The sequence below is a fragment of the Leptospira sp. GIMC2001 genome (assembly GCF_028462125.1).
In the GTDB taxonomy this organism is placed as follows: domain Bacteria; phylum Spirochaetota; class Leptospiria; order Leptospirales; family Leptospiraceae.
In genome coordinates this window covers 159,101-179,893 of the sequence record NZ_CP115467.1, presented here as the reverse complement: position 1 = coordinate 179,893, position 20,793 = coordinate 159,101, and the positions used below count along the sequence as shown (strand labels likewise).

The 20,793-nt window shown below is 36.8% G+C and carries 20 protein-coding genes; 10 read left to right on the top strand and 10 right to left on the bottom strand.

Annotated features, from left to right (window positions below):
* Positions 1 to 20 precede the first annotated feature (20 nt).
* From O4O04_RS00845 to O4O04_RS00815, 7 genes are all read right to left on the bottom strand, one after another.
* A complete protein-coding gene (locus O4O04_RS00845) occupies positions 21 to 557 on the bottom strand; it encodes a hypothetical protein (RefSeq protein ID WP_272531348.1) in 537 nt (178 codons plus the stop codon).
* Between the two features lie 31 nt (positions 558 to 588).
* The gene (locus tag O4O04_RS00840) at positions 589 to 1,713 is read right to left on the bottom strand and encodes a FecR family protein (protein WP_272531347.1); all 1,125 of its coding nucleotides are present in this window, start codon (positions 1,711 to 1,713) and stop codon (positions 589 to 591) included.
* Position 1,714: 1 nt separating this feature from the next.
* A complete protein-coding gene (locus tag O4O04_RS00835; RefSeq protein WP_272531683.1) occupies positions 1,715 to 2,233 on the bottom strand; it encodes an RNA polymerase sigma factor in 519 nt (172 codons plus the stop codon).
* 112 nt (positions 2,234 to 2,345) lie between these two features.
* Positions 2,346 to 2,627, bottom strand: coding sequence for a 7(1) septoil knot domain-containing protein (locus O4O04_RS00830; protein WP_272531681.1), 282 nt, complete (start codon positions 2,625 to 2,627; stop codon positions 2,346 to 2,348).
* A gap of 151 nt (positions 2,628 to 2,778) precedes the next feature.
* Positions 2,779 to 3,432, bottom strand: coding sequence for a class I SAM-dependent methyltransferase (locus O4O04_RS00825; RefSeq protein ID WP_272531345.1), 654 nt, complete (start codon positions 3,430 to 3,432; stop codon positions 2,779 to 2,781).
* Positions 3,433 to 3,440: 8 nt separating this feature from the next.
* Positions 3,441 to 5,708: an aconitate hydratase gene (locus O4O04_RS00820; protein ID WP_272531344.1), complete on the bottom strand. Its 2,268-nt coding sequence runs from the start codon at positions 5,706 to 5,708 to the stop codon at positions 3,441 to 3,443.
* A gap of 119 nt (positions 5,709 to 5,827) precedes the next feature.
* Complete coding sequence (locus tag O4O04_RS00815; protein WP_272531342.1) at positions 5,828 to 6,631, bottom strand: DUF547 domain-containing protein; 804 nt, start codon at positions 6,629 to 6,631, stop codon at positions 5,828 to 5,830.
* Between the two features lie 85 nt (positions 6,632 to 6,716).
* On the opposite strand from O4O04_RS00815, the gene O4O04_RS00810 reads away from it, so the two are divergent.
* From O4O04_RS00810 to O4O04_RS00800, 3 genes are all read left to right on the top strand, one after another.
* Positions 6,717 to 7,304, top strand: coding sequence for a CDP-alcohol phosphatidyltransferase family protein (locus O4O04_RS00810; RefSeq protein ID WP_272531341.1), 588 nt, complete (start codon positions 6,717 to 6,719; stop codon positions 7,302 to 7,304).
* Positions 7,301 to 8,668: a sodium:solute symporter family protein gene (locus O4O04_RS00805; protein WP_272531339.1), complete on the top strand. Its 1,368-nt coding sequence runs from the start codon at positions 7,301 to 7,303 to the stop codon at positions 8,666 to 8,668. The genes O4O04_RS00810 and O4O04_RS00805 overlap by 4 nt, the downstream gene beginning before the upstream one ends.
* A 116-nt stretch (positions 8,669 to 8,784) precedes the next feature.
* The gene (locus tag O4O04_RS00800; protein WP_272531338.1) at positions 8,785 to 11,193 is read left to right on the top strand and encodes a PAS domain-containing hybrid sensor histidine kinase/response regulator; all 2,409 of its coding nucleotides are present in this window, start codon (positions 8,785 to 8,787) and stop codon (positions 11,191 to 11,193) included.
* 44 nt (positions 11,194 to 11,237) lie between these two features.
* Here O4O04_RS00800 and O4O04_RS00795 read toward each other — a convergent pair whose 3' ends face one another.
* From O4O04_RS00795 to O4O04_RS00785, 3 genes are read right to left on the bottom strand one after another with little or no spacing between them, the layout of a single operon-like run.
* On the bottom strand, positions 11,238 to 11,942 hold the full coding sequence (locus tag O4O04_RS00795; RefSeq protein WP_272531337.1) for an alpha/beta hydrolase: 705 nt from the start codon (positions 11,940 to 11,942) through the stop codon (positions 11,238 to 11,240).
* The gene (locus O4O04_RS00790; protein WP_272531336.1) at positions 11,942 to 12,343 is read right to left on the bottom strand and encodes an ExbD/TolR family protein; all 402 of its coding nucleotides are present in this window, start codon (positions 12,341 to 12,343) and stop codon (positions 11,942 to 11,944) included. Before O4O04_RS00790 ends, O4O04_RS00795 begins: the two co-directional genes overlap by 1 nt.
* On the bottom strand, positions 12,340 to 12,924 hold the full coding sequence (locus tag O4O04_RS00785; protein WP_272531335.1) for a MotA/TolQ/ExbB proton channel family protein: 585 nt from the start codon (positions 12,922 to 12,924) through the stop codon (positions 12,340 to 12,342). The genes O4O04_RS00790 and O4O04_RS00785 overlap by 4 nt, the downstream gene beginning before the upstream one ends.
* A gap of 72 nt (positions 12,925 to 12,996) precedes the next feature.
* Between O4O04_RS00785 and O4O04_RS00780 the strand changes: the two genes are divergently transcribed.
* The 7 genes from O4O04_RS00780 to O4O04_RS00750 all read left to right on the top strand — a co-directional run bounded on the left by O4O04_RS00780 (position 12,997) and on the right by O4O04_RS00750 (position 20,792).
* A complete protein-coding gene (locus O4O04_RS00780; RefSeq protein ID WP_272531334.1) occupies positions 12,997 to 13,725 on the top strand; it encodes a ubiquinone/menaquinone biosynthesis methyltransferase in 729 nt (242 codons plus the stop codon).
* A 39-nt stretch (positions 13,726 to 13,764) separates the two neighbouring features.
* Positions 13,765 to 14,136, top strand: coding sequence for a gamma-glutamylcyclotransferase family protein (locus O4O04_RS00775; protein WP_272531333.1), 372 nt, complete (start codon positions 13,765 to 13,767; stop codon positions 14,134 to 14,136).
* Positions 14,137 to 14,312: 176 nt separating this feature from the next.
* Positions 14,313 to 15,896 (top strand): LruC domain-containing protein, encoded by a 1,584-nt coding sequence (locus tag O4O04_RS00770; protein ID WP_272531331.1) that lies wholly within the window; start codon positions 14,313 to 14,315, stop codon positions 15,894 to 15,896.
* A gap of 5 nt (positions 15,897 to 15,901) precedes the next feature.
* A complete protein-coding gene (locus O4O04_RS00765; protein ID WP_272531679.1) occupies positions 15,902 to 17,242 on the top strand; it encodes a PrsW family glutamic-type intramembrane protease in 1,341 nt (446 codons plus the stop codon).
* A 5-nt stretch (positions 17,243 to 17,247) separates the two neighbouring features.
* Complete coding sequence (locus O4O04_RS00760; RefSeq protein WP_272531677.1) at positions 17,248 to 19,353, top strand: methyl-accepting chemotaxis protein; 2,106 nt, start codon at positions 17,248 to 17,250, stop codon at positions 19,351 to 19,353.
* Entirely contained in the window at positions 19,325 to 20,560 is a 1,236-nt protein-coding gene (locus O4O04_RS00755) for an AMP-binding protein (RefSeq protein ID WP_272531675.1), read from the top strand. The genes O4O04_RS00760 and O4O04_RS00755 overlap by 29 nt, the downstream gene beginning before the upstream one ends.
* Complete coding sequence (locus O4O04_RS00750; RefSeq protein WP_272531673.1) at positions 20,532 to 20,792, top strand: acyl carrier protein; 261 nt, start codon at positions 20,532 to 20,534, stop codon at positions 20,790 to 20,792. Before O4O04_RS00755 ends, O4O04_RS00750 begins: the two co-directional genes overlap by 29 nt.
* Position 20,793 lies beyond the last annotated feature (1 nt).

Sequence of the window (20,793 nt, the reverse complement as noted above, 5' to 3'; positions counted from 1 at the left end):
CCTTCCAAAAATCATATAAACTATTTAGATTTGTTTATACGATTTGCAATTACGCGATTGAGCTCATCAACGAGTTCTTGGAATTCATCCCCTTTCCTCGTTCGAATGAATTGAATGTCTTCACCATCAGCAAGTCGTTTGAGGTTTCGCTTAATGTTGTGAATTGGGCCAGCCATTTTATGTGATTTGAAAATAGAAAAGAAAGAAATCAGAAATAGATAGATCGTCGAAAGTATGACAACTGCTGAAGATTGGATTGAATATCTATCCAATTTATGATCATAATCAGGTAGATAGATATCGCGAGGAACATATTTTAATTCAGAAGCTGGGTCACCAGGATCTGGTTCGACTTTATAGTAGACTTGAATGGGATCTTGGCGTAAGCGAAAAACTGCCCCACCCTCATATTTACTCTGGTTTAGCCAATAGAGAAAGCCAAGGGTAGCAAGAACGCCAAAAATAAAAAGGATGGAAAAATGAAGAAGGAATTTGAACTGAAATTCTTTATCTATAATATAGCGGAAACGAAAACTCTTTTTAGTATTATCGTGCATTCCGTAAAAAGTAGTCTTGCTTTGAAAAAAATCAACGTATTTTTTCTACTTCCTGTATCTTCGCTTGAGGGATCTTAATTTCTCCGGCAACTGTTCTTATATACATGAAATTTTCATCCATAGCATAGATAACCCCTCTATGAACGATGCCACCATCAACCGTAACTTCTTCTAAAAGCGAGTACAACCGGAAAATATCCTCTTCTGATTCAATGGCATTCTTTCTTCCGGTCTCAGGAATGGATTCTAGCTCGATATAATCCAGTTCTGACAATTCACGAGCATTTGATTTGCTCAATATATTTTTCTTAGTTGTTGAATCGATTGTAGATATTTGAAAATTCGGATCAACAGGGATTGGATTGGAGGAATTGGCTGCAGTATAGATAATTCTTCCTTCGGAAACAGCTACAGTAAATCCTTCATCTGTCTTACTCGTTAAGAACTTCGTTCCCCGAACTTCCACCTTGCCTATATCAGAACGAATGACGAAGTCCGAATCCTTTTTCATTTTATGAATATATGCCAAAATGGTTCCGCGCACAAGGAACATTGTTACTTTTTCCGAATCATCTTTCTTCATAAGTTTTTCTAAACTGATCTCGGAATTTTCGCGTATGCGGACGCTTGAATGTGGCGTTAAAATTAAATCAACAGAAGATCGCGCACCAGTCTGAATCCGATCTCCATTCTGTAGTTGAGAAAGATTGTTAAGATTCGATCTCGGTGTTCCATCATGGTTGAGAATATACGCTTCTCCAATTACTGCAGATATTTTGGTATTGTAGCTTGGTAATGTCTCCGTCTCTGAGCGCATGATAAAAATAAATATTAAAACTGCAGCAACGGCTCCTATAAATCCTGATGATACCATCAATCTACTTGACTTGCAATTTTTGACTGATAATTTATCGAACGGTTCCGCGATTTCTAGATTGGCTGAATTGGTTTGCATAGAGTCAAGATTTGTTTGTTCCGGACCTTTTAATTTGATCCAGATATCTTCGAACGCAGGAAATTCCGTTCTACGAGAAGGACGATCCATGTTAGAAAAAATCTCGACTAACCTTTGCAAACGAATTGAAACGGTATTCGTCGCCCCTTCTAAGGCTTTTGATACTTCTTCTTCGTTCAATCTGTCATCTTCTCGTTTCATGTTATTCTAATGTTATATTATTCTTTTGTGCTAATTCAAGCAAATTGGCAGTTGACTTAACCACTAACCTTGATGCTGTTGATACCGAAATATTCATGATTCCAGATATTTGTGTTAAGTTGAGTCCTTCTATATGTCTTAGTAAAATACATTCCTTTTCGTCCTCAGCAAGTTCATCCAAACAATTTAGCAATTTGTTTTCGAGATCTAGTAGTTCTAGCTTTTTCTCGAAGCCAATACGCTCAGACTTGAAATCATCCACTGGTGCAGATTTCTCCCTCTGTGTTGAGAATTTCTTGCCAAAATTGATGGAGCGATTCCTCGCAATCGTATACAAGATCATAATCGATTTTTCTTGATCAAGGTCTTGTTCCCCGTAACTCTTGAAATAATTCAAAAAAGTATCTTGCATAAGATCCATTGCAAGATCAGGATTATTGCAGTATTTATAGAGGAAGTCGTAGATGCGTTTATGGGTATTCGCATACAACTCCGCCATCTCAATCTTTTTATCCTGCATCCAATCCAAAAGAGAATAGGAATATGATGTATCAAGTAAAAACTGAAAAGTCATCAATTCTTATAACAATTCAGCGAAGATATTTTCCTAAAAATCTCAAAAAAAAGCTAATTTATGGCATCCCAGGAAAAGAATTTACATATTGTATCTTCACATCTGGAAATGAAGTAACAAATTGGACTTTTGTGTCAGGAAAAGATGTCACAGATTGCCACTGTCCGCACTTAGATGGAAAAGAATTCACCATCTCCACTTTCAGATCTGGGAAAGAAGTTACAACTTGAACCTTTACATCAGGAAATGAGGTGACAATTTGTATCTTGCCATAGAGCTTTTTGCCATTGAAAGTGCAGGAATTCTTGTCGATTGATCTAGAAATCAATGCAAATGGCATTAGAAATAAGAAAAGCAAAGCTGATAGTTGGATTTTTTTCATAGCTCTTAGACTCCGAAGTAAATAGGCAGGCTTGAATTTTTGTGATTCTTAAAGCATCGTCTGTCAAGTTCTGAATGGCTAGTTTTGGATTTCTAATAAACAGAATCATTCAAAATTTAAAAAATTCTTCATGGAAAACAGTAGCTGGAAAGAATTTACTTTCAAGCAAATTGTAAGAAACATAGTGATAGTGTTCAGACATAAGCTTGCGATAGAATTTTAAGTTGCGAACAAATGCATAAGGATCCTCAAATGCGATTTCCTTTTTCATTCGGATATAATCATTCTTGGTTGGTACAGTAAAATAGAGAAATCTGGAAAGCTGAGCCATTTTTGCAACAACATCTTTAAGTTCTTTATCAGGAATATACTGCAATACGGAATTGCAAATTGCTAAATCAAGCGGTGCATGCCGAAGATAGGGTGGATCAAATTCTTGTAAGGTGGTGTTGAAAATTTGGATATGTGTCGTAGAAACCCAAGATTTTTTTCTTAGATCCTCTACTCTTTCGGGTGACGGCTCCAAGGCTACAACTCGTGCAGGCTTAAATATCTTAACAAATTCTCTAAGCAGACTTGCTTTGCCGAAGCCAAAATCTCCTAAACTCTGGATTTTTGATTCCATAAGTTGGAATAGAGAATGAATGTACTTAGCATGAAGACGAGCATTGTAGTCGCCATCTACGTCGTAACCGTCTCCGTAAACGCCCTTCCAATAGGCCTCGTTTAACACGAGACCTTGGTTTACTTTTGGATAAGGCAAAGAGTTTGTTATACTCCGTGCTGTTTCTTAACTATATTCAGAGCCGATCCTGCTTTGAACCATTCAATCTGTTGAGCATTGTAAGTATGGTTCACAGTGATCTCCTCTTTGGATCCATCTTTGTGATTCAGAACTAGAGTTAGAGGTTTGCCTTCCGTAAAACTTGTCAATCCAATGATATCAATGGTATCATCTTCTTGAATCTTATCATAGTCAGCCGGATTAGCGAATGTTAGTCCAAGCATTCCCTGCTTCTTCAAGTTGGTTTCATGGATACGAGCAAACGATTTAACCAAGACAGCCCGAACTCCCAAAAATCTTGGCTCCATAGCTGCATGTTCTCTTGAAGAACCTTCACCGTAGTTCTCATCTCCTACAACTATAGATCCAATACCTTTTGCTTTATATGCGCGTTGAGTATCTGGTACAGGCCCATAAGCTCCAGTCAGTTGGTTCTTAACTTCATTGATCTTCGTATTGAAAAAGTTAGTTGCTCCGATCAATAAGTTATTGGAAATATTATCGAGATGACCACGGTATTTGAGCCAAGGACCAGCCATAGAAATATGATCCGTTGTACATTTCCCTTTTGCCTTGATTAAAAGCTTTAGTCCTGTGATATCTTTTCCATCCCATTCTGTAAATGGATCAAGAAGTTGCAATCTGTCCAAACTTGGGTTAACTTTGATTTCTACCTTAGATCCATCTGCTGCAGGAGCTTGGTAGCCAGCATCTTCGACAGCAAATCCTTTCTTAGGAAGCTCATCACCGATAGGCGGATCTAGAGAAACCATTTCGCCTTTATCATTCTTGAGTTTATCAGTAATCGGATTGAAATTCAAGTCTCCAGCAATTGCAAGTGCAGTGACAAGCTCTGGGCTTCCTACAAATGCATAAGTATTGGGATTCCCATCATTTCTTGACTGAAAATTTCTATTGAAAGAGTGAACGATTGTGTTTTTCTCTTTCTTCTCTGCTCCAACTCGAGACCACATTCCGATGCAAGGACCACAAGCATTTGCGAAAACTTTGGCTCCCATCTTATGGAAAGTCTTGATAAAACCATCTCTCTCAATTGTGTAACGAACTTGTTCAGATCCAGGAGTTATAGAGAATTCAGCTTTTGGTACAAGACCTTTTGCGATAGCTTGTTCTGCAAGTGAAGCTGATCTTGCGATGTCTTCATAAGAAGAGTTGGTACAAGATCCAATAAGTCCAACTTCGATTTTTGTAGGCCAACCATTTTTGGCTGCTTCTTCTTTCAATTTGGATAAGGGAGTTGCCAAGTCAGGAGTGAATGGGCCATTCAGATGTGGCTCAAGTTCGCTTAGATTGATTTCTATTACTTGATCAAAATATTTTTCTGGTTCCGCATAAACTTCTTTATCTGCAGTTAGATGCTCCCGAATTCCATTTGCTGCATCAGCTACATCAGCACGATCTGTTGAACGGAGATATCTCTCCATTGAGTCGTCATATGCGAAAGTGGAAGTCGTCGCTCCAATTTCTGCACCCATGTTACAGATTGTACCCTTTCCTGTACAAGAAAGAGTTTCGGCTCCCGGACCAAAGTATTCCACGATACAACCAGTTCCACCTTTTACAGTAAGGATTCCAGCTACTTTGAGAATAACATCTTTTGCAGAGGCCCATCCATTCAATTTACCAGTTAGGCGAATGCCGATTAGTTTAGGGAATTTCAATTCCCAAGGAAGTCCTGCCATAACATCACATGCGTCAGCTCCACCGACTCCAATTGCGACCATACCAAGTCCACCAGCATTTACAGTATGAGAGTCAGTTCCGATCATCATACCACCAGGAAATGCATAGTTTTCTAAAACAACTTGATGAATGATTCCAGCTCCAGGCTTCCAGAATCCGATTCCATATTTGTTGGAAACAGAGGATAAAAAGTCATATACTTCTTTGTTCTCACTGGAAGCTTTTGTTAGATCCGTATCTGATCCTTCTTTAGCAGTGATTAAATGGTCACAGTGAACTGTAGATGGAACAGCAACTTTTGGTCTACCTGCTTGCATGAATTGCAATAATGCCATCTGAGCCGTAGCATCTTGCATAGCAACTCTGTCTGGTGCAAAGTCAACGTAGTCTTTTCCACGAGCTAATGCTTTCGTTGGATGACCTTCCCATAAATGCGAATACAAAATCTTTTCGGTTAAGGTAAGTGGTTTCCCAACGATTTTGCGCGCTGCACCAATTGCATCTCCCATTTTCTTATAACGGGATTTTATCATGTCTATGTCGAATGCCATTTTGTCTCCTAAAGTGAGATACTTTTATTTAATATCTCCTCCCTTTATCTCTTAGGAAACTTTTATATCAATGAAAAAATCGATTTCGAACCAAAAAAGCCGATTCCATTCGATTTCCTTTACTTCGCTTCGTTCAATGTCCAATCATAATCAGTATATTCTATTTTTATTTGGTCTGGAATTTTTTCTGGGAATCCTGTCCTGACAAATGCTAATACGGAACCCGATTTCTTTTCGAAATCTCCTTTGAACCAATCGAAAATCTTGGATAAATAGATTGTATTTTTGGATTTATCCAATCGGTTTTTGGATGTCTCGGATAAAAATTTTACAAAAGAATCTTGTAATTGGGATTCAAGTTTATCTGCCCGATAACTTTCGTTGCGTAGTAGTGGGCAGCCGACACTCGCACAGTTGATAGCAAAGTGGATTCTTGGTTCAGTAAATTCCACTCTCAATTTTGAATGTTCTATCCAATCTAAATTTCGATCAGCGCCCAACAGCGGGAAAGTAAATTTCTTCCAAGGAGTTCCTCGAGCGAGATTGACCAGACGAACTGGTCCTCCGATATCACCGATGCTCTTTACTGGGTAATGCTTCAGAATCAGATCTAGAGTATAGGCATTGTATGCATTTATAAGGAAGGCAATTTTTTGATTTTCATTGAAGGTTTTGTATTCAGCTTCTGTAACGCTGGATATCGACTTGAGATAAGAATCGAGTCCAGTCCGATCATTGAGTAAAGCTTTGTATTTTACATTTCCATTCTTGATATATTTTTTTAGTACTGAATCAAAAGCAGAATGGCTCTGATCCATTTTCTGAGCTGACAAAGATGCAGATCCAACGATTAGAATAAATACCAGAATAGTTCCTGCAAAGAGGCTGATTTTACTTCGATTCCTATTTTTCTGTTTTTGCAATTTAATACCTTCCATTCAATATTCTAGTTGAAACCACAATCTATTAGACATAGACTGAATCGTTAGTGAGAAAAATCTAAAATATATGCATTGGAAACAAATTTTCTGGCTACCCAATATACTTACTCTATCCAGGGTGATTTTTGCCCTTCCTGCAATCCTACTTTTCCATTCGGGCAATCTCTTGCTAAGTTACATTTTATTTGGATTTATTTTTCTAACAGACTTTTTAGATGGAATGTTTGCGAGACGAATGGGTTTGGTTTCTGAACTTGGGTCTATTCTTGATCCAGTCTGCGATAAAATTCTGGTTTTAAGTCTATTCACCTATTTCTATGCTATAGATCTTGTTCCAATCTGGTACTATGGTTTGATTCTCTTACGAGATATTTCTCAGCTAACATCCGTTCCTGTTCTTTTGTTTTGGAAAAAAATTCAATTTAAAGTTAAACCAAAACTAATTCCTAAATGGGGAACAGCTCTGAATTTTATTTTACTTGCAATACTTCCTTCCCAATACTTTCTTCCTTATTTCCTTTACGAAATTTTGGTTTTGGATGGCATCTTGTACCCTTTACTCTTTATCTCTGCCAGTATTGAAATCTATATACTTGTAACATTTCTCCCTCGTTTCTACCAGATTTACATTGGGAGTCATGATACATTTGAATGAATATTGATCTTGCAATTTTCGCAATTTACATTGTTCTTTTGCTCACAATTGGGCTGTGGAAGAGCGTAAAAGTTCAATCAGAATTGTCCTATCTACTTGCCAATCGTAGTACGGGTTTATTTGCCCTGGTTGCAACATTGGTAATGACGGAATTCAACACATCTACTTTACTTGGGTTTTCTTCGGTTGGAGCAATTGCTGGTTTATGGGGTCTCTGGCTTCCTTCTGTATTTTTATTTGGCTTGCTGTTCTATGCAGTTGTAGTTGCAAAGAAATGGAAACAGTTTAATGGATTCTCTACGGCTGGTTTTTTTACCATGAAGTATGGATCCAAATTTGGGAAAATTGCCAGCGCATGCCTGTTAGTTGCCATGCTTGGATTCAGTGCGACTTATATCAAATCATTGGTTCTCCTTTTTTCACCGATGCTTGCTTGCTTAACGGAATGGGAATCTAGCTTAATATTTGTTCTAATTGTTCTTGCCTTCACATTGCGAGGTGGTCTAGTTTCTGTTATTCGTACTGATATTTTTGGTTTTATGTCAGTACTTGTTCTAATTCCTGCGCTCGCTTTTTTTGTTTGGATAAATGCCGAGGGTGGTTTTTCTTCTTTTATAGATAGATTCCCGATTTCCAAATCCCAAGAAGACCTCTCATTTGCTTACATAGCAAGTTTGATTGTCCTGACAATGTTTACTTATATCTCTGCACCTTGGTATTCACAAAAAATATTCTCTGCAAAGTCTGAGAAAACTGCCTACTTATCAGTAGTCATAGCGGCAGTTATAGTATTTCTACTTTATGGATTCCCTGTAATCGCTACTGGTTTATTTGCATTGACTGGTATTGAGAATTCGAATCCACAAATGTCCATCCCTCTGATAATCCAACATTTTTTGCCGTTAGGTTGGAAAGGGTTCGCCTATGGAGTTTTATTTGTGGCTGCATCAACCACACTTGCTGGTGTATGGAGTGCGATGACTACGATGGCAATCAGTGATTTTCTTAAACATTCTGATGCAAAAGTTGGGATCAGCCGATCAATTTATATTACAATATTTTTTGCATTTTTCTCTTGGCTATCGGCAAATCTCATCGTCGATAATATTTTGAATAAATTGATCCTAGCCAATATCCCTGTTGCAGCACTCAGCTTTGCTTTATTGGGTGGGTTCTATTGGAAGAAAACAAATTTTTATGGTGCAATTGCGAGCGTAATAGTCGGAATTGTGTGGGGGATTTTTTCCTATTATTACTGGCAAGAGGAAGGTGGTTATACAATTTACTGGGTATTTATCGGTATACCAATTATTTTTGCAACTGGTGGAATTGGATCTTTATTAACGTCGAATCGTACTGGCTAGAGAATTTACAACATTGAGGGATATCAATTTATTTTAATCAACAATTTATTGATTAAAATGGGTTTTGAAAATCTTTATTACTTAGGGATGCGTTTATTTCTCTAAAGGAAGTCACCATGAGGGTTAATCAGAAAACAATCGGTTATTTGAACAGATTTGATAACCTAAATGGGGATTTAGAATTGTTCAAATTACTAGCTCAGAATACAAATGAAGTTTTCTGGCTAAGTAATCCAAAAGAAGAGCTCGTATTTATCAATAAAGCATACGAAAGAGTTTTCCAGAGAAAGATTGACGATTTGTTCGACAATCCACTTGATTATCTTGTTTCGATCCATCCTGATGATCAGCGCACAGTTTTAGATTCTTACCAAAATGAAGAAAATATTCAAGATTGCAAATTCAATGTGGAGTATAGAATTATTAGGCCCGATCATTCGATACGTTGGTTATGGGGTCGTGGATTCCCAGTTAAAGACTCTAATGGTGAAATCATATATCGTGGTGGAATCATCAGTGATATTACAGATATCAAGAATGCTGCAAATGAGAAAAGCAGACTAAATGATTTATTAGATCGAACGAATGAAGCTGCTCGTATTGGAACCTGGGAAGTAGATCCGATCAATTTCCAGGCAACTTGGAGCGATATGACAAAAAAAATTCATGAAGTTCCATTAGATTATATTCCACATCCAATTAAGGGAATACAGTTTTTCAAAGAAGGTGAAAGCCGAGAAAGAATTTACGAAGTTTTCAACTCGGCTGTAAAGAATAATATATCGTACGATGTGGAACTAGAAATCGTTACTTACTTGGGAAAGGAGGTTTGGGTTAGATCCATTGGTATTCCTGAATTTTCTAATGGACAATGTGTTCGCGTTTATGGAACTTTTCAAGATATAACAGATCGTAAATTAAGCCAACTTGCTCTTGAACAGAAAGAAAGACAACTCAAATTGGTATTAAAAGGTTCTCAATCTGGTTGGTGGGATTTAGATTTATTAACTAGAAAAATTGAATTTTCCGACCAATTTCTAGATATGTTAGGTTTTGATCAGAACGCTTTTCCAAAAGATTTAAGATTGTGGAGAAGACTAGTTCATCCAGCAGATTTTCCAACTCTGAAGAACTCGTTCTTAGGTGCACTCTACAGCATTCAAGATTCTTGCGAATTAGAAATTCGTATGCGAACACAAAGTGGAGATTACCACTGGATTCTGGCAAAGGGCTATATTACCAGAAATTCAAAAGGAAAAGCAATACGATTATCTGGAACCAATAGCGATATTAATAAAATCAAAATCGCAGAAATAGATGCAAAGAATTCACGATCTATTGCCGAGAAGGCCAATCATGCAAAATCGGAATTTTTAGCGAATATGAGTCATGAAATCCGCACTCCATTGAATGGAATTATTGGATTTAGCGACCTTCTCTTTGATACAAATCTTGATTCATTACAGAAACAATATTCGGAAATAATTATACAATCTGCAAGATCACTTCTCGAAATTGTGAATGATGTTCTTGACTTTTCTAAAATTGAAGCTGGCAAAATTGAAATATCTCCGTCCAGGACAAATTTAACAGAGCTATGCAATGAAGTTTATAATATTATACGAGTCCAAATTACTAAGAAAAAAATTGACTTTCTGATAGAAATCGATCCGAATTTGCCCAAGTTCGTTGATGTAGATTCATTTCGTCTAAAGCAAGTTTTACTCAATCTTGCAAGTAATGCAGTAAAATTCACAGAAGTCGGAAAAGTAGTCTTAGCTATAAAACTTCATTTGGGCAAGATTGACCATAATCAAGACAGCAACTATATAAATATAGAATTTGCAATAACAGACACGGGAATCGGAATCGATCTTGAGAATCAGAGAAGAATATTCGAATATTTTACACAAGAGGACAACTCAACAACTAGAAAATATGGTGGAACTGGACTCGGGCTTTCCATTTCCAATAAGCTTTTAAATCTGATGGGTTCTTCAATTCAGGTAGAAAGTAAAAAAAATCAAGGAAGTAAATTCTATTTTATCTTAAAAGTAAAGAACACTAATGAAACAGCAGTTAACAGTAATTTGTTGAGTACAGATGATCGGATTCTATCAAACTCAGAAAAAAATGAAGTTGATAAATTGCAAGACCGTAAAATAAAAATTCTATTGGTCGAAGACAACAAGATCAATCTTATGTTTTCCAAAACTGCAATCAATAAATTCTTCCCAAATTCGATCGTATTGGAAGCAACAAATGGTAAAGAAGCAGTTGATTCAATTTCTAAAAATCCAGAAATTATTCTTATGGATATTCAAATGCCAATTATGGATGGATACGAAGCCACAAGGCAAATCAGAAAATTAGAATCCAATGGACATATTCCGATCATTGCATTATCCGCAGGAACGATGACAGATGAGAAAGCAAAATGTTTAGAAGCGGGAATGGATGATTATCTAGCTAAGCCTATAACCAAAAATGAACTCTATAGATCACTTTGCAAATGGATAGATTGATTATCCATCTAATTCTAAACTATAACGATAAAATATTTTCTAGATCAACCCAAGATTTGTTTTAAGTACCGATTGAGTCCATCAATAACTTCAGTCGGAATCTCATGCCCGCCATTGAACTCAACGAATTCCCCCACCATTCCGGCATCCCGCAATAATTTATTGAGTTCTTTAGCAGCCTTGAATCCGAGAACAGGATCTACTTTTCCGTGAGATTGAAAAAAACTAAGACTCGATTTAGATTTAGCTAGATCAGCCCAGATATTACGATGCAATAAAGTGCCAGAAAGTAGGACCAAGCCTTTTGGACGAATATTGCTCTGAAGAGTAATTTCTGTACTCAGCATCGCACCTTGGCTAAATCCACCAATCACAATATTATCCAATTTTATTCCACTAGCCTCAATCATTTCCAATGCGTTCTTTCTTGCCAAATCGAGTCCAGGATGCGTAACTTCCGTTAGGTCACGAACTGTTCCCATCATTACAGCTCTCTGCAGAGCTTCCATATCTATTGGAAACCATGCACTTCCAAAATAACCAGGGCCTAAGGGGATCTTTAAATGACCATCAGGAAAAATCCAATTGGTTCCTTGCGGAACATTCAGAACTTGATGCAATGAAAAAAGATCAAATGCACTAGCACCATATCCGTGAAAAATAATAATTGTAGGAGCACTTGGGTCGCCTTTAACTCTCAGTACTTTGAGTGGGCCTAAATCTTCTAATTGAGGTTGAGTGGTATACATTATTTCTCCTTAAATCCAAGTTCCAATTCTTTGGGTGATGAGTATTTGACAATTTCTAAAACATCTACAAAAATTTGATAGGTTACATCTTTTTCACATGCGATCATTACTTTTTTGTCTTGCCATTCTTTTGCTTGAGACTTTTTTCTTAGATCTTCAAAGGATATCGGCAATTCATTCAATAGATAGCGGTCTTTCTGAACATAAATAATTGTTCGATCCTCGTCTAGATTTGTATTCCCTTTCTGATTCACGCTTGGCAGATCCAATTCCATAATTTGGAATTTTCCAAATTGAACAGCTAACATAGTAAATATCAAAAGTATAAATATAACATCTAAGAGACTATTGAGATCAGGACCTGAAGAATTTAGAGCATCTGCGATGGATCTTTTTCTCATGATAAATTTTTCAGATAATCTCCAAGACTATTGTAAACTTTCTTTTCTAAATGAAGCAATCTCGCCTTGATCCATTGCAAAAGTAAATACGATGGAATTGCAACGAGTAGGCCAAGTATAGTAGTTGATAACGCCATACTCACTCCAGACGCAAATACATCTAAGGTAGCTTGTCCGAGTGATTGCATCTTGGCAAAAGAGCTTTGGATACCAATCACGGTTCCTAGAAGACCAAGTAGAGTTGCAATTCCTGCCAGGCTACCAATCCAAGTAGAAGAGATCACCAAATCATGAGAAATTTCTTCCCATTCCTGATCAACAGAATCTATTGCATTGATATTGTATCTATGCAAATGGTTGGATTTATTATGGTCAGAAATTTTTTCATATGTTTGCTTCAAGCGATCTAGAACAGGTTTTAGTAGTTCGGATTCTGCCCAATTCTGAGAATGGAAGATTTTTTCGTATCTACGAATTCTTAAATAAACAGAAATAAATATTCCGAAATTTAATATCGAGAAGCATATCAAAACGATTCCAATCCACCCTGCATTTAAAATGATGTAGTAAATATCAGCCATTTTTTTATAGTTTAAGAAACTTAGTTCTCTGGGAAAGCCCAAAAACTATTTAAGTAAACTAAGCGAGGTCCTATGTCCAAATTTACTATGCCAGATCAAGAATCTAAATCGAGTTTCGTCAAAGAAAATTTCGAAAAGATTGCCTCCAAGTATGATTTATTCAATGATCTAAACAGTGGTTTCTTGCATAAAGTCTGGAAGAATGAGCTTGTCCGGTATTTAGATAAGCAAGATTGCAGAATTATTTTGGATCTATGTTGTGGAACAGGAGACATTGCTTATCGGATTTCCAAATTACCAAATTTGGAAAAGTTATATGCAGTAGATTTTGCTCCATCGATGTTGCAAGTCGCAACGAATAGATTAAAAGATTCTTCAAAATCGGAATCCATGGTAGGCGATGCAATGAATCTCAATCAATTTACGAATGAGAGTTTAGATGCCGTAACCATTGGATTTGGTCTGCGAAATGTAACTGACCTTAGAGCTTGCCTCAAAGAAATCTACCGAGTTCTAAAACCAGGAGGAGTATATTTGAATTTGGATGTGGGGAAAGTGCGTAATCCAATCATTCGATTCTTTGCAGATTTTTATTTTTTCAGAATTGTTCCCATCATGGGTTATTTAATCTGGGGTGGTAAGAATTCCATGTTCGATTACCTACCCGTTTCTTCTATCAGCTATCCAGGACAAGATGAATTGCAAAAAATTCTTGAGGAATCTGGTTTCGTGGATGTAAAATACAAAAATTTTGTTTTCGGAAATGCTGTTTTACATATATCTTATAAGCCAAAATCTTGAATCATTAGAATTTTTTAATTTTTGATTCTAGGAATATCGATGGCGAACAAAACTAAGATTTTTGTTTATGGAACTTTGAGAAGCAACGGATCCAATCACTTTCGAATGAAAAATTGCGAGCTTATTGCAGGTAATGTTCGGATTCGAAATTACAGAATGTATTCCAAAAAAGATTATCCGATCATTTCCAAAAGTATTGAATTTTCTACCATTGTTGGTGATATTTTTGAAATAGAAAATCAATTACTTACTGAACTAGATAGATATGAAGAGATCGGGACAAATGAATACAAAAGAATTTGGGATAATGACAACGGTTTTTGGATTTATGTCTCTCCAAAAGAAATCTTGGGCTTAGAATCCATCCCAGACGGAGATTGGATTGATTTTTTTGAAAAAAATTCAGTTTAAGCTAAAGATTTAACATAGATTAACTCTTCATATTCAATGTATTTTAAATGCATTGAATCAGCGAAATAATTAATTTCCTAGAGCCCTTTTCGGAGCATGTTATTTTTTTTTAGAGGTGTTAAGTTTTTTGGTATTTTCTCGTCTATTATAATACTGATTCAAAGGAGTGTTCGAAGATGGATAAAATTATTATAATACTAGTGGCATTGAGCCTGGGAGTTTCCTGTTCAAATAAAAAAGAAGGATTCCCACTTTTCCTTGCCTTACTCGGAGCGGGTGGTTCACCAACATCTGAAGCAGCTCCTGGTGTTGAAGTTCCAGAAGGTGCTACAGTTGAAACTGTGGATGATACAACAGTTGTGATTCATATACCGACTACGGAAGAAGAAACCTCAACAGAAGATTCAACACCTCCTTCAACTGCTGTAAATACTGATAACCAAGACCAACTTGGCGAAAATGAATTCAATTACCAAACTGTTACAACAATTCCAATTGAGATTCAAGTAAATGATGATGATGGTCCAGTTGAAGGAGCGGTGGTTACGATTGTTGACCCAACAGACAATGAGAATCCAGACATTCTATTCCAACAAGTTACTGACGAAACTGGAACTGCCTCTGGATCGATTACAGTTCCAACCGATGTGGAAACTGTTCAAGCCAATATCAACTTGGGAGACGTAATCGTTTCAACCACAATTCCAACAACAGGAACCAATCCTGAGACAGGCGCGCAACAAGATGTAGTTCAAATTGATCGCGATGTAACAGTTGGTGGATCTCACAATCCTCCTGCACACTTCACAGACTCTGACGGTGACGGAATTGCCGATGCAAATGACGATTATCCCGATGATCCATCCAGATCAACTCTTACAAGATTTCCTAGATCAGGTGTGAATACAATTGCATTCGAAGACTTATACCCAACTGCTGGGGATGCTGACTTGAACGATTACGTTCTTTTCTTCAACACTGAAGAAGATCAAAACGCTCAAGGCAAAATTGTAGGAATCCGAGGATCTTTTGAGCACGTTGCAAGAGGAGCCGGATATCGTCACACTCTAAACTTGAAATTGAATGTGCCAACTGGTGCAACTCTTTCAACAGTTCATTTCAAGAACCGAAACAACAAAAGCATTCAAGAAAATTCCGACAATGTTGTGTTAAGTGCAAGTGATCTTGCAAACGGGATTCCACTTCTTGAAGAAAGTAGCAAAACAATCAGCACTCCAAACAATAATGCGGCACATGCCAATAATTTAAAATTTGGTGATGTTGTTCATTTTGAAATCACTTTTGACCAACCTGTAACTAGAGCTCAACTTGGATCTGCACCGTATGATCTATATGCCTATGTGGTAAACACGAACAAAAACATTCACTTACCAGGTAGATACTATGACAACAGTGGAAAAGATGTATTCATGGACTCTAAAGGTTTTCCATGGGCAATCATTGTTCCAGGAAAATGGAAGTGGCCTCTAGAAAGCAAAGACATAAGAAAAGCAGACCAAACTGGTTATGCTGACTTCAATGTTTGGGCAGAAAGCAAAGGTTCACTAAAGAGAACATGGTATACAAATGTAACTGATCCATCTAAAGTATTCCCTCTTCCGAATGAATCAAACTTAGCTGGATTCTTAGCGAAAGCTGCTCAAGACAATTGGCTTGTGATCGCTCTTGGGTTACTGATAACAGGACTTTCTACAGGCTACTTTTTGACTCGCAAAAACCAAGGACATCTTTCTAACTAGACAGAATGATCCTGTTCAAAATGCTACCAGGGGTTCTGGTAGCATTTTCATTTTATTATTTCTATAGCAAAATCTTTTTCCAACCCCCCAGTATTATACTTCGTGCGGTAGCTTTTTTCTTTTCTCTTTCTGCTGTTGGTCTAGCCATTTTTTTTGAAATGTTTCTAGAAACTATGTTCCTCGTAGACAATGGATGGGGACAAGCGTTCATTCTGTCCTCACTGCCCGAAGAGATAGCTAAATTCTCTTTTATTTTTCTATATTTCAAACTGAACAAAATCGAACATAGCCTGGACGAAGGTATTTTTTATGGGATATTGTTTGGTTTATTTTTTGGTTTAGTGGAGAATCTTTTCTATACTGATAACCTTGACTTCTGGCCTATGATGGTTCGGTCAACAACTGCTCTTCCCTTGCATATGTTGACTGGTGGAATCCTCGGTGCGTTTGTGATCACGTATGAAAATTCAAATAAAATGAATTTCCCATCGATAGATTTGTTTCGAGGATTCATAATTGTTTATTTACTGCATGGATTCTATAACTTAGGAGTTTTTCAATCTTTTGATTATCTCTATTTACTTCCGCCAATTCTATTCCTTGGATTTATCATTCTAGAATATGAAATCATGGTATCGCGCAATACACTTCCGAAACAAGTAATGGATTTGATCGATTTAAAATGGGATGATTACAGAAGCATCCACCAATTCAAGCAGTATCTAGATTGGATCGACTTAGATCAGGAGCAATTCTCACAAAAACAGATTAGCATTCTCAAAAGACCCAATAAGAGAACAATATTTGGTTCACTTTTCTTTTTAGTTCTGAGTATACTTTTTCTGCTCTACTTCATTTTGCATCCTGAGATGATCACCAAAACATTTTTTGGAATTAACTTTCCAGAATTTTTGAGCATCTTTATATTCTATCCTTTTTTTATTGCTGTAACACTTGCTTTCTCTGGAACACTAAACCCAGAGTATTTTCGTTCTAAAGTACTCAGAGTGCCTATTTTTGTATCACTTCAGATTTCCTGTGCAACTTACTCGGAGATGACCGTAGTATTTTATATCTCTCGAAAAGGATTCTATATCCCTTTGATGCAACCAAATATGTTCACTGATGACATCGAACTGGATTTTTGGATCGCAGGCCGATCCATTTCGGGCGTTCGTGGAAAGGTTTACTGGAGAGATAAATCCGAAAAAGAAAATTCTGGTGCATTGATAAAATTCATTGGTATTCCTTGGAAACTGATTTTCTATTGGAATTACGCGGTATCCAAACAACGCTTTAAAAACTTGATTAAGATACCGAAAATATATATAGCAAGTAACCAATAATCATCATGAAAAAATTTTTAAGCAATCTCAAGATTTGGCAGAAACTCATTCTCGCAATCCTTCCAAGCTTTATTCCTACGCTATTCTTTATATATGTTGTCCGACTTGAAAAAAGCAAAGATATCAACATCGGAGAAATGGAAATCTTAGGAACAACATATATCCATTCTCATTCTATGGTTACAAGAGAAGTACAAAGCATTCATCGAGAAATCATTCTAATTGCTGCAGGATACTCTAGAGGCAATGAGCAATATTCAGTATCAGATAGATTCAAAAAAATTGATACACTATTAGAACGATTAGAAAAACAATCGGAGAATACAGAGACAAGTCTGAGGATCAAAAAAGATTTTTATGATTTAAAACTTAGTTGGTTAGACTATGAAGAAAAACCTATCAATGAACCAATTGTTTCCAGACAAGATTTATACAATAAATTTGTTCTTAATGCCGAGAAACTCAATTCTGAAGTTGGCAATAATTCTAATCTTATTTTAGATCCTGATATTAGAACTTACTATCTTATGGCGCTCGCCTTAGAAAAGTTTCCAGCCTTTATAGAAATTCTTAGTCAGATATCCTTGTTAGGTGAACTTTCGATTGGACAAGGAAGCCTAGATCCCGACTCTAGAATAAAATTTGTCGTTCTACAAGGCAAAATGTTATCCTTGAAATTGGATATGGAAAAACAATTTGCCATTGCCCTTAGGGAAAATGCCGAACTGAAATACACGATTGAACCAATATTTGCTGCGATGATTTCTGATATTGAGAAAATTTCGGATTATATAGATGATTTCGCGCGTTTGGGAAGAGTGAATATGAACAATGCCACTTGGCTACGACTCACTCAGGATACAAGAAATCATGCATACGCATTTTATGATATGCTTATACCAACTTTAGCAGAAGGACTAGAGACTCGAATTGACGAGCTTGATTCAAAAAATCAATTCCACAATGCTGTAGCAGTTTCACTCATGACTTGCAGCATTTTATTTATGCTCTACTTGATTCGAAATATTTCGAAACCTGTTCGAGAAATTGCTGAGCGAATTCAAGACCTTTCTGAAGGCGAAGGGGATCTAACTATACGATTGCCTGTCGTTGGAAAGGATGAGATGGCGGATGCAAGCTTTTGGATCAATAGCTTTATGGATAGACTTGAAGCAATGATGAGTACCATACGTAATTTATCCGACCAAGTTTCTGTTTCATCCGATGAATTAGAACGATCTGCAACTAATCTTGCAGAAACATCCCAGACACAAGCTGCTGGAGCTGAAGAATCTTCTGCATCTCTCGAGGAACTCTCCGCTTCTTTTGAAAACGTTGCAAAGGCTGTTGAGAAAGAGACGAATGGAATCAAACGAATAGATGATAATGCCAAGAGCTTTACCAAATCCATTGAAGAGATCAATGTCAATCTAAAGAAATTAGGGGAAAAGGCTCGGGAATCAACAGAGATCGCTCTAGAAGGACAATCTAGTATCTCAGAAACGACGAAAGCGATGGATGAGATTCGAATGGTATCCGAAGAGATTTCTGGCATTGCTGATATCATCACAGATATAAGTGATCAAACCAATTTACTTGCATTGAATGCATCTATTGAAGCCGCACGAGCTGGAGACGCAGGAAAAGGATTTGCAGTAGTTGCAGAAGAAATTTCCAAGCTTGCAGACAGAACTGTTGCGAGTGTTTCCGAAATACAAAGATTGATTGCATCAACTGAAACTTCCGTGGAGAAAGGAACCACCAACGTAAGCCATTCGGTAAAAATCCTATCCAAAATTATGGCGACCATACAGACAATGGATAAGTCATCTTCCGAAGTTTCTACTATGATGAATGAACAAGCACAGCATTCAGTGAATATTTCTTCCAACCTTGATGGAATAGCGCAACTTGCAACAGAGATCCAAACGGCAACGCAAGAGCAGAAACTATCAACGGATCAGATGAACCTAATGATGTCTAGCCTATCGAATGAAACACTCACTATCTCTGCCAGTTCCGAAGAGCTTGCGAATGTATCATCAGCTATGAAAATGATCTCTGGAGATCTAAAAGCAGAAATTGGAAAATTCAAAATTAGAATTAAGTAAATTAGATAATTCTAACTTAGTTTTTTATAAATCTGATAGAGATTTTTTTCGAGAAGGATATTTCCATCTATCAATTCTCCGTGAAGAGACTCCGGTTCTGATTGATCCAAATCTAGTTCAATTCTGGATCCATCAATTGAATGTAGAAATCCTTACCATTCAAGATATAGAACCACCAAATAAAACCGAACTAGAAAGAATTTTTACAAATGGAAATCTCCTTCCACTTAGCGAAATCGGAGATTACAACCTATATTTTGCTACGTCTGGTTCAACAGGGGAACCTAAGCTAATATGTAAATCTGACAGAGAGATTGGAAGTGAAGTAGAATTTTTGATTCCATTCTTGCAGAAAAAATATAATAGATCTTTTTTCAATTCAGAATTTCTAGTTACGATTCCTATTTTTCATGTCTATGGATTTATCTGGGGCTTTGCTCTTCCTCTAGAGCTAAGAAGCAAAATACTTGATTCGGAAAGTCTATCATCCATGAGACGAATTTTGAAAGAGTTCTCACCAGAAGTTTGGATCACAGTCCCATCCATTCTGTCATCTCTAATGGAATTAGAATCTCTGACTAACGTAAATCAAGGATCGAATCCAAATTCTGAATACCAACCTTTGATTGTATCATCTGGATCAGCAATGAGTGATGAGACTCTAACAAAATTAATTGAGAATAATTTCAAAAATATTATAGAAATCTATGGATCAACAGAAACAGGCGGAATTGGTTTTAGAGAACCAAGTGAATCTAAATGGATTGAAAAATTTGCCTGCCATAAAATTCAATCCATTGATGATTGTTTGGTGATTCAATCCAAATTCATTCACCCAACAATTGCATTGGATGATAGTGGTCATTTTCATACACAAGATATTATTGAATTGGATGGGGATAAATTTCTATACAAAGGGCGAAAGGATCGAATCGTCAAAATACATGCGAAAAGAATCCACCTAGATATAGTTGAAAAAGAAATTCAATCAATGGAAGGAGTTTTGGATGTAATCGTAGTACCTACCGAAAGCAATGGCGACTTAGAAATTTCTGCCTTGATCCATAAAAACAATAGTATCGAAGATTTAGATTGGAGTCATATCCCGAAGTATTTCCTTCCGACTAGAATAAAATACCTTGATGAGTTGCCGTATTTGCCCAACGGTAAAAAAGACTATGAAAAAACAAAACGATTCTTTGATTGATGATCGGTTGAGGTCCTGTCTAATTGCAATCAAGCAAGTTGATGGCATAATTGATATGGATCTTCATTTGGTCTTTGATTATGGATTGGATTCACTGCGCATGCAAAAGCTCTGCATAAAAATCGAGGACGAGTTCGGAATAATCATCCCTGAGGACGAGGCAAGAAGTGGATTCTTTGCCTCGCTCAACGGAATCAAACAGTATCTATCTGAATACCATTCGATTGTCTAGA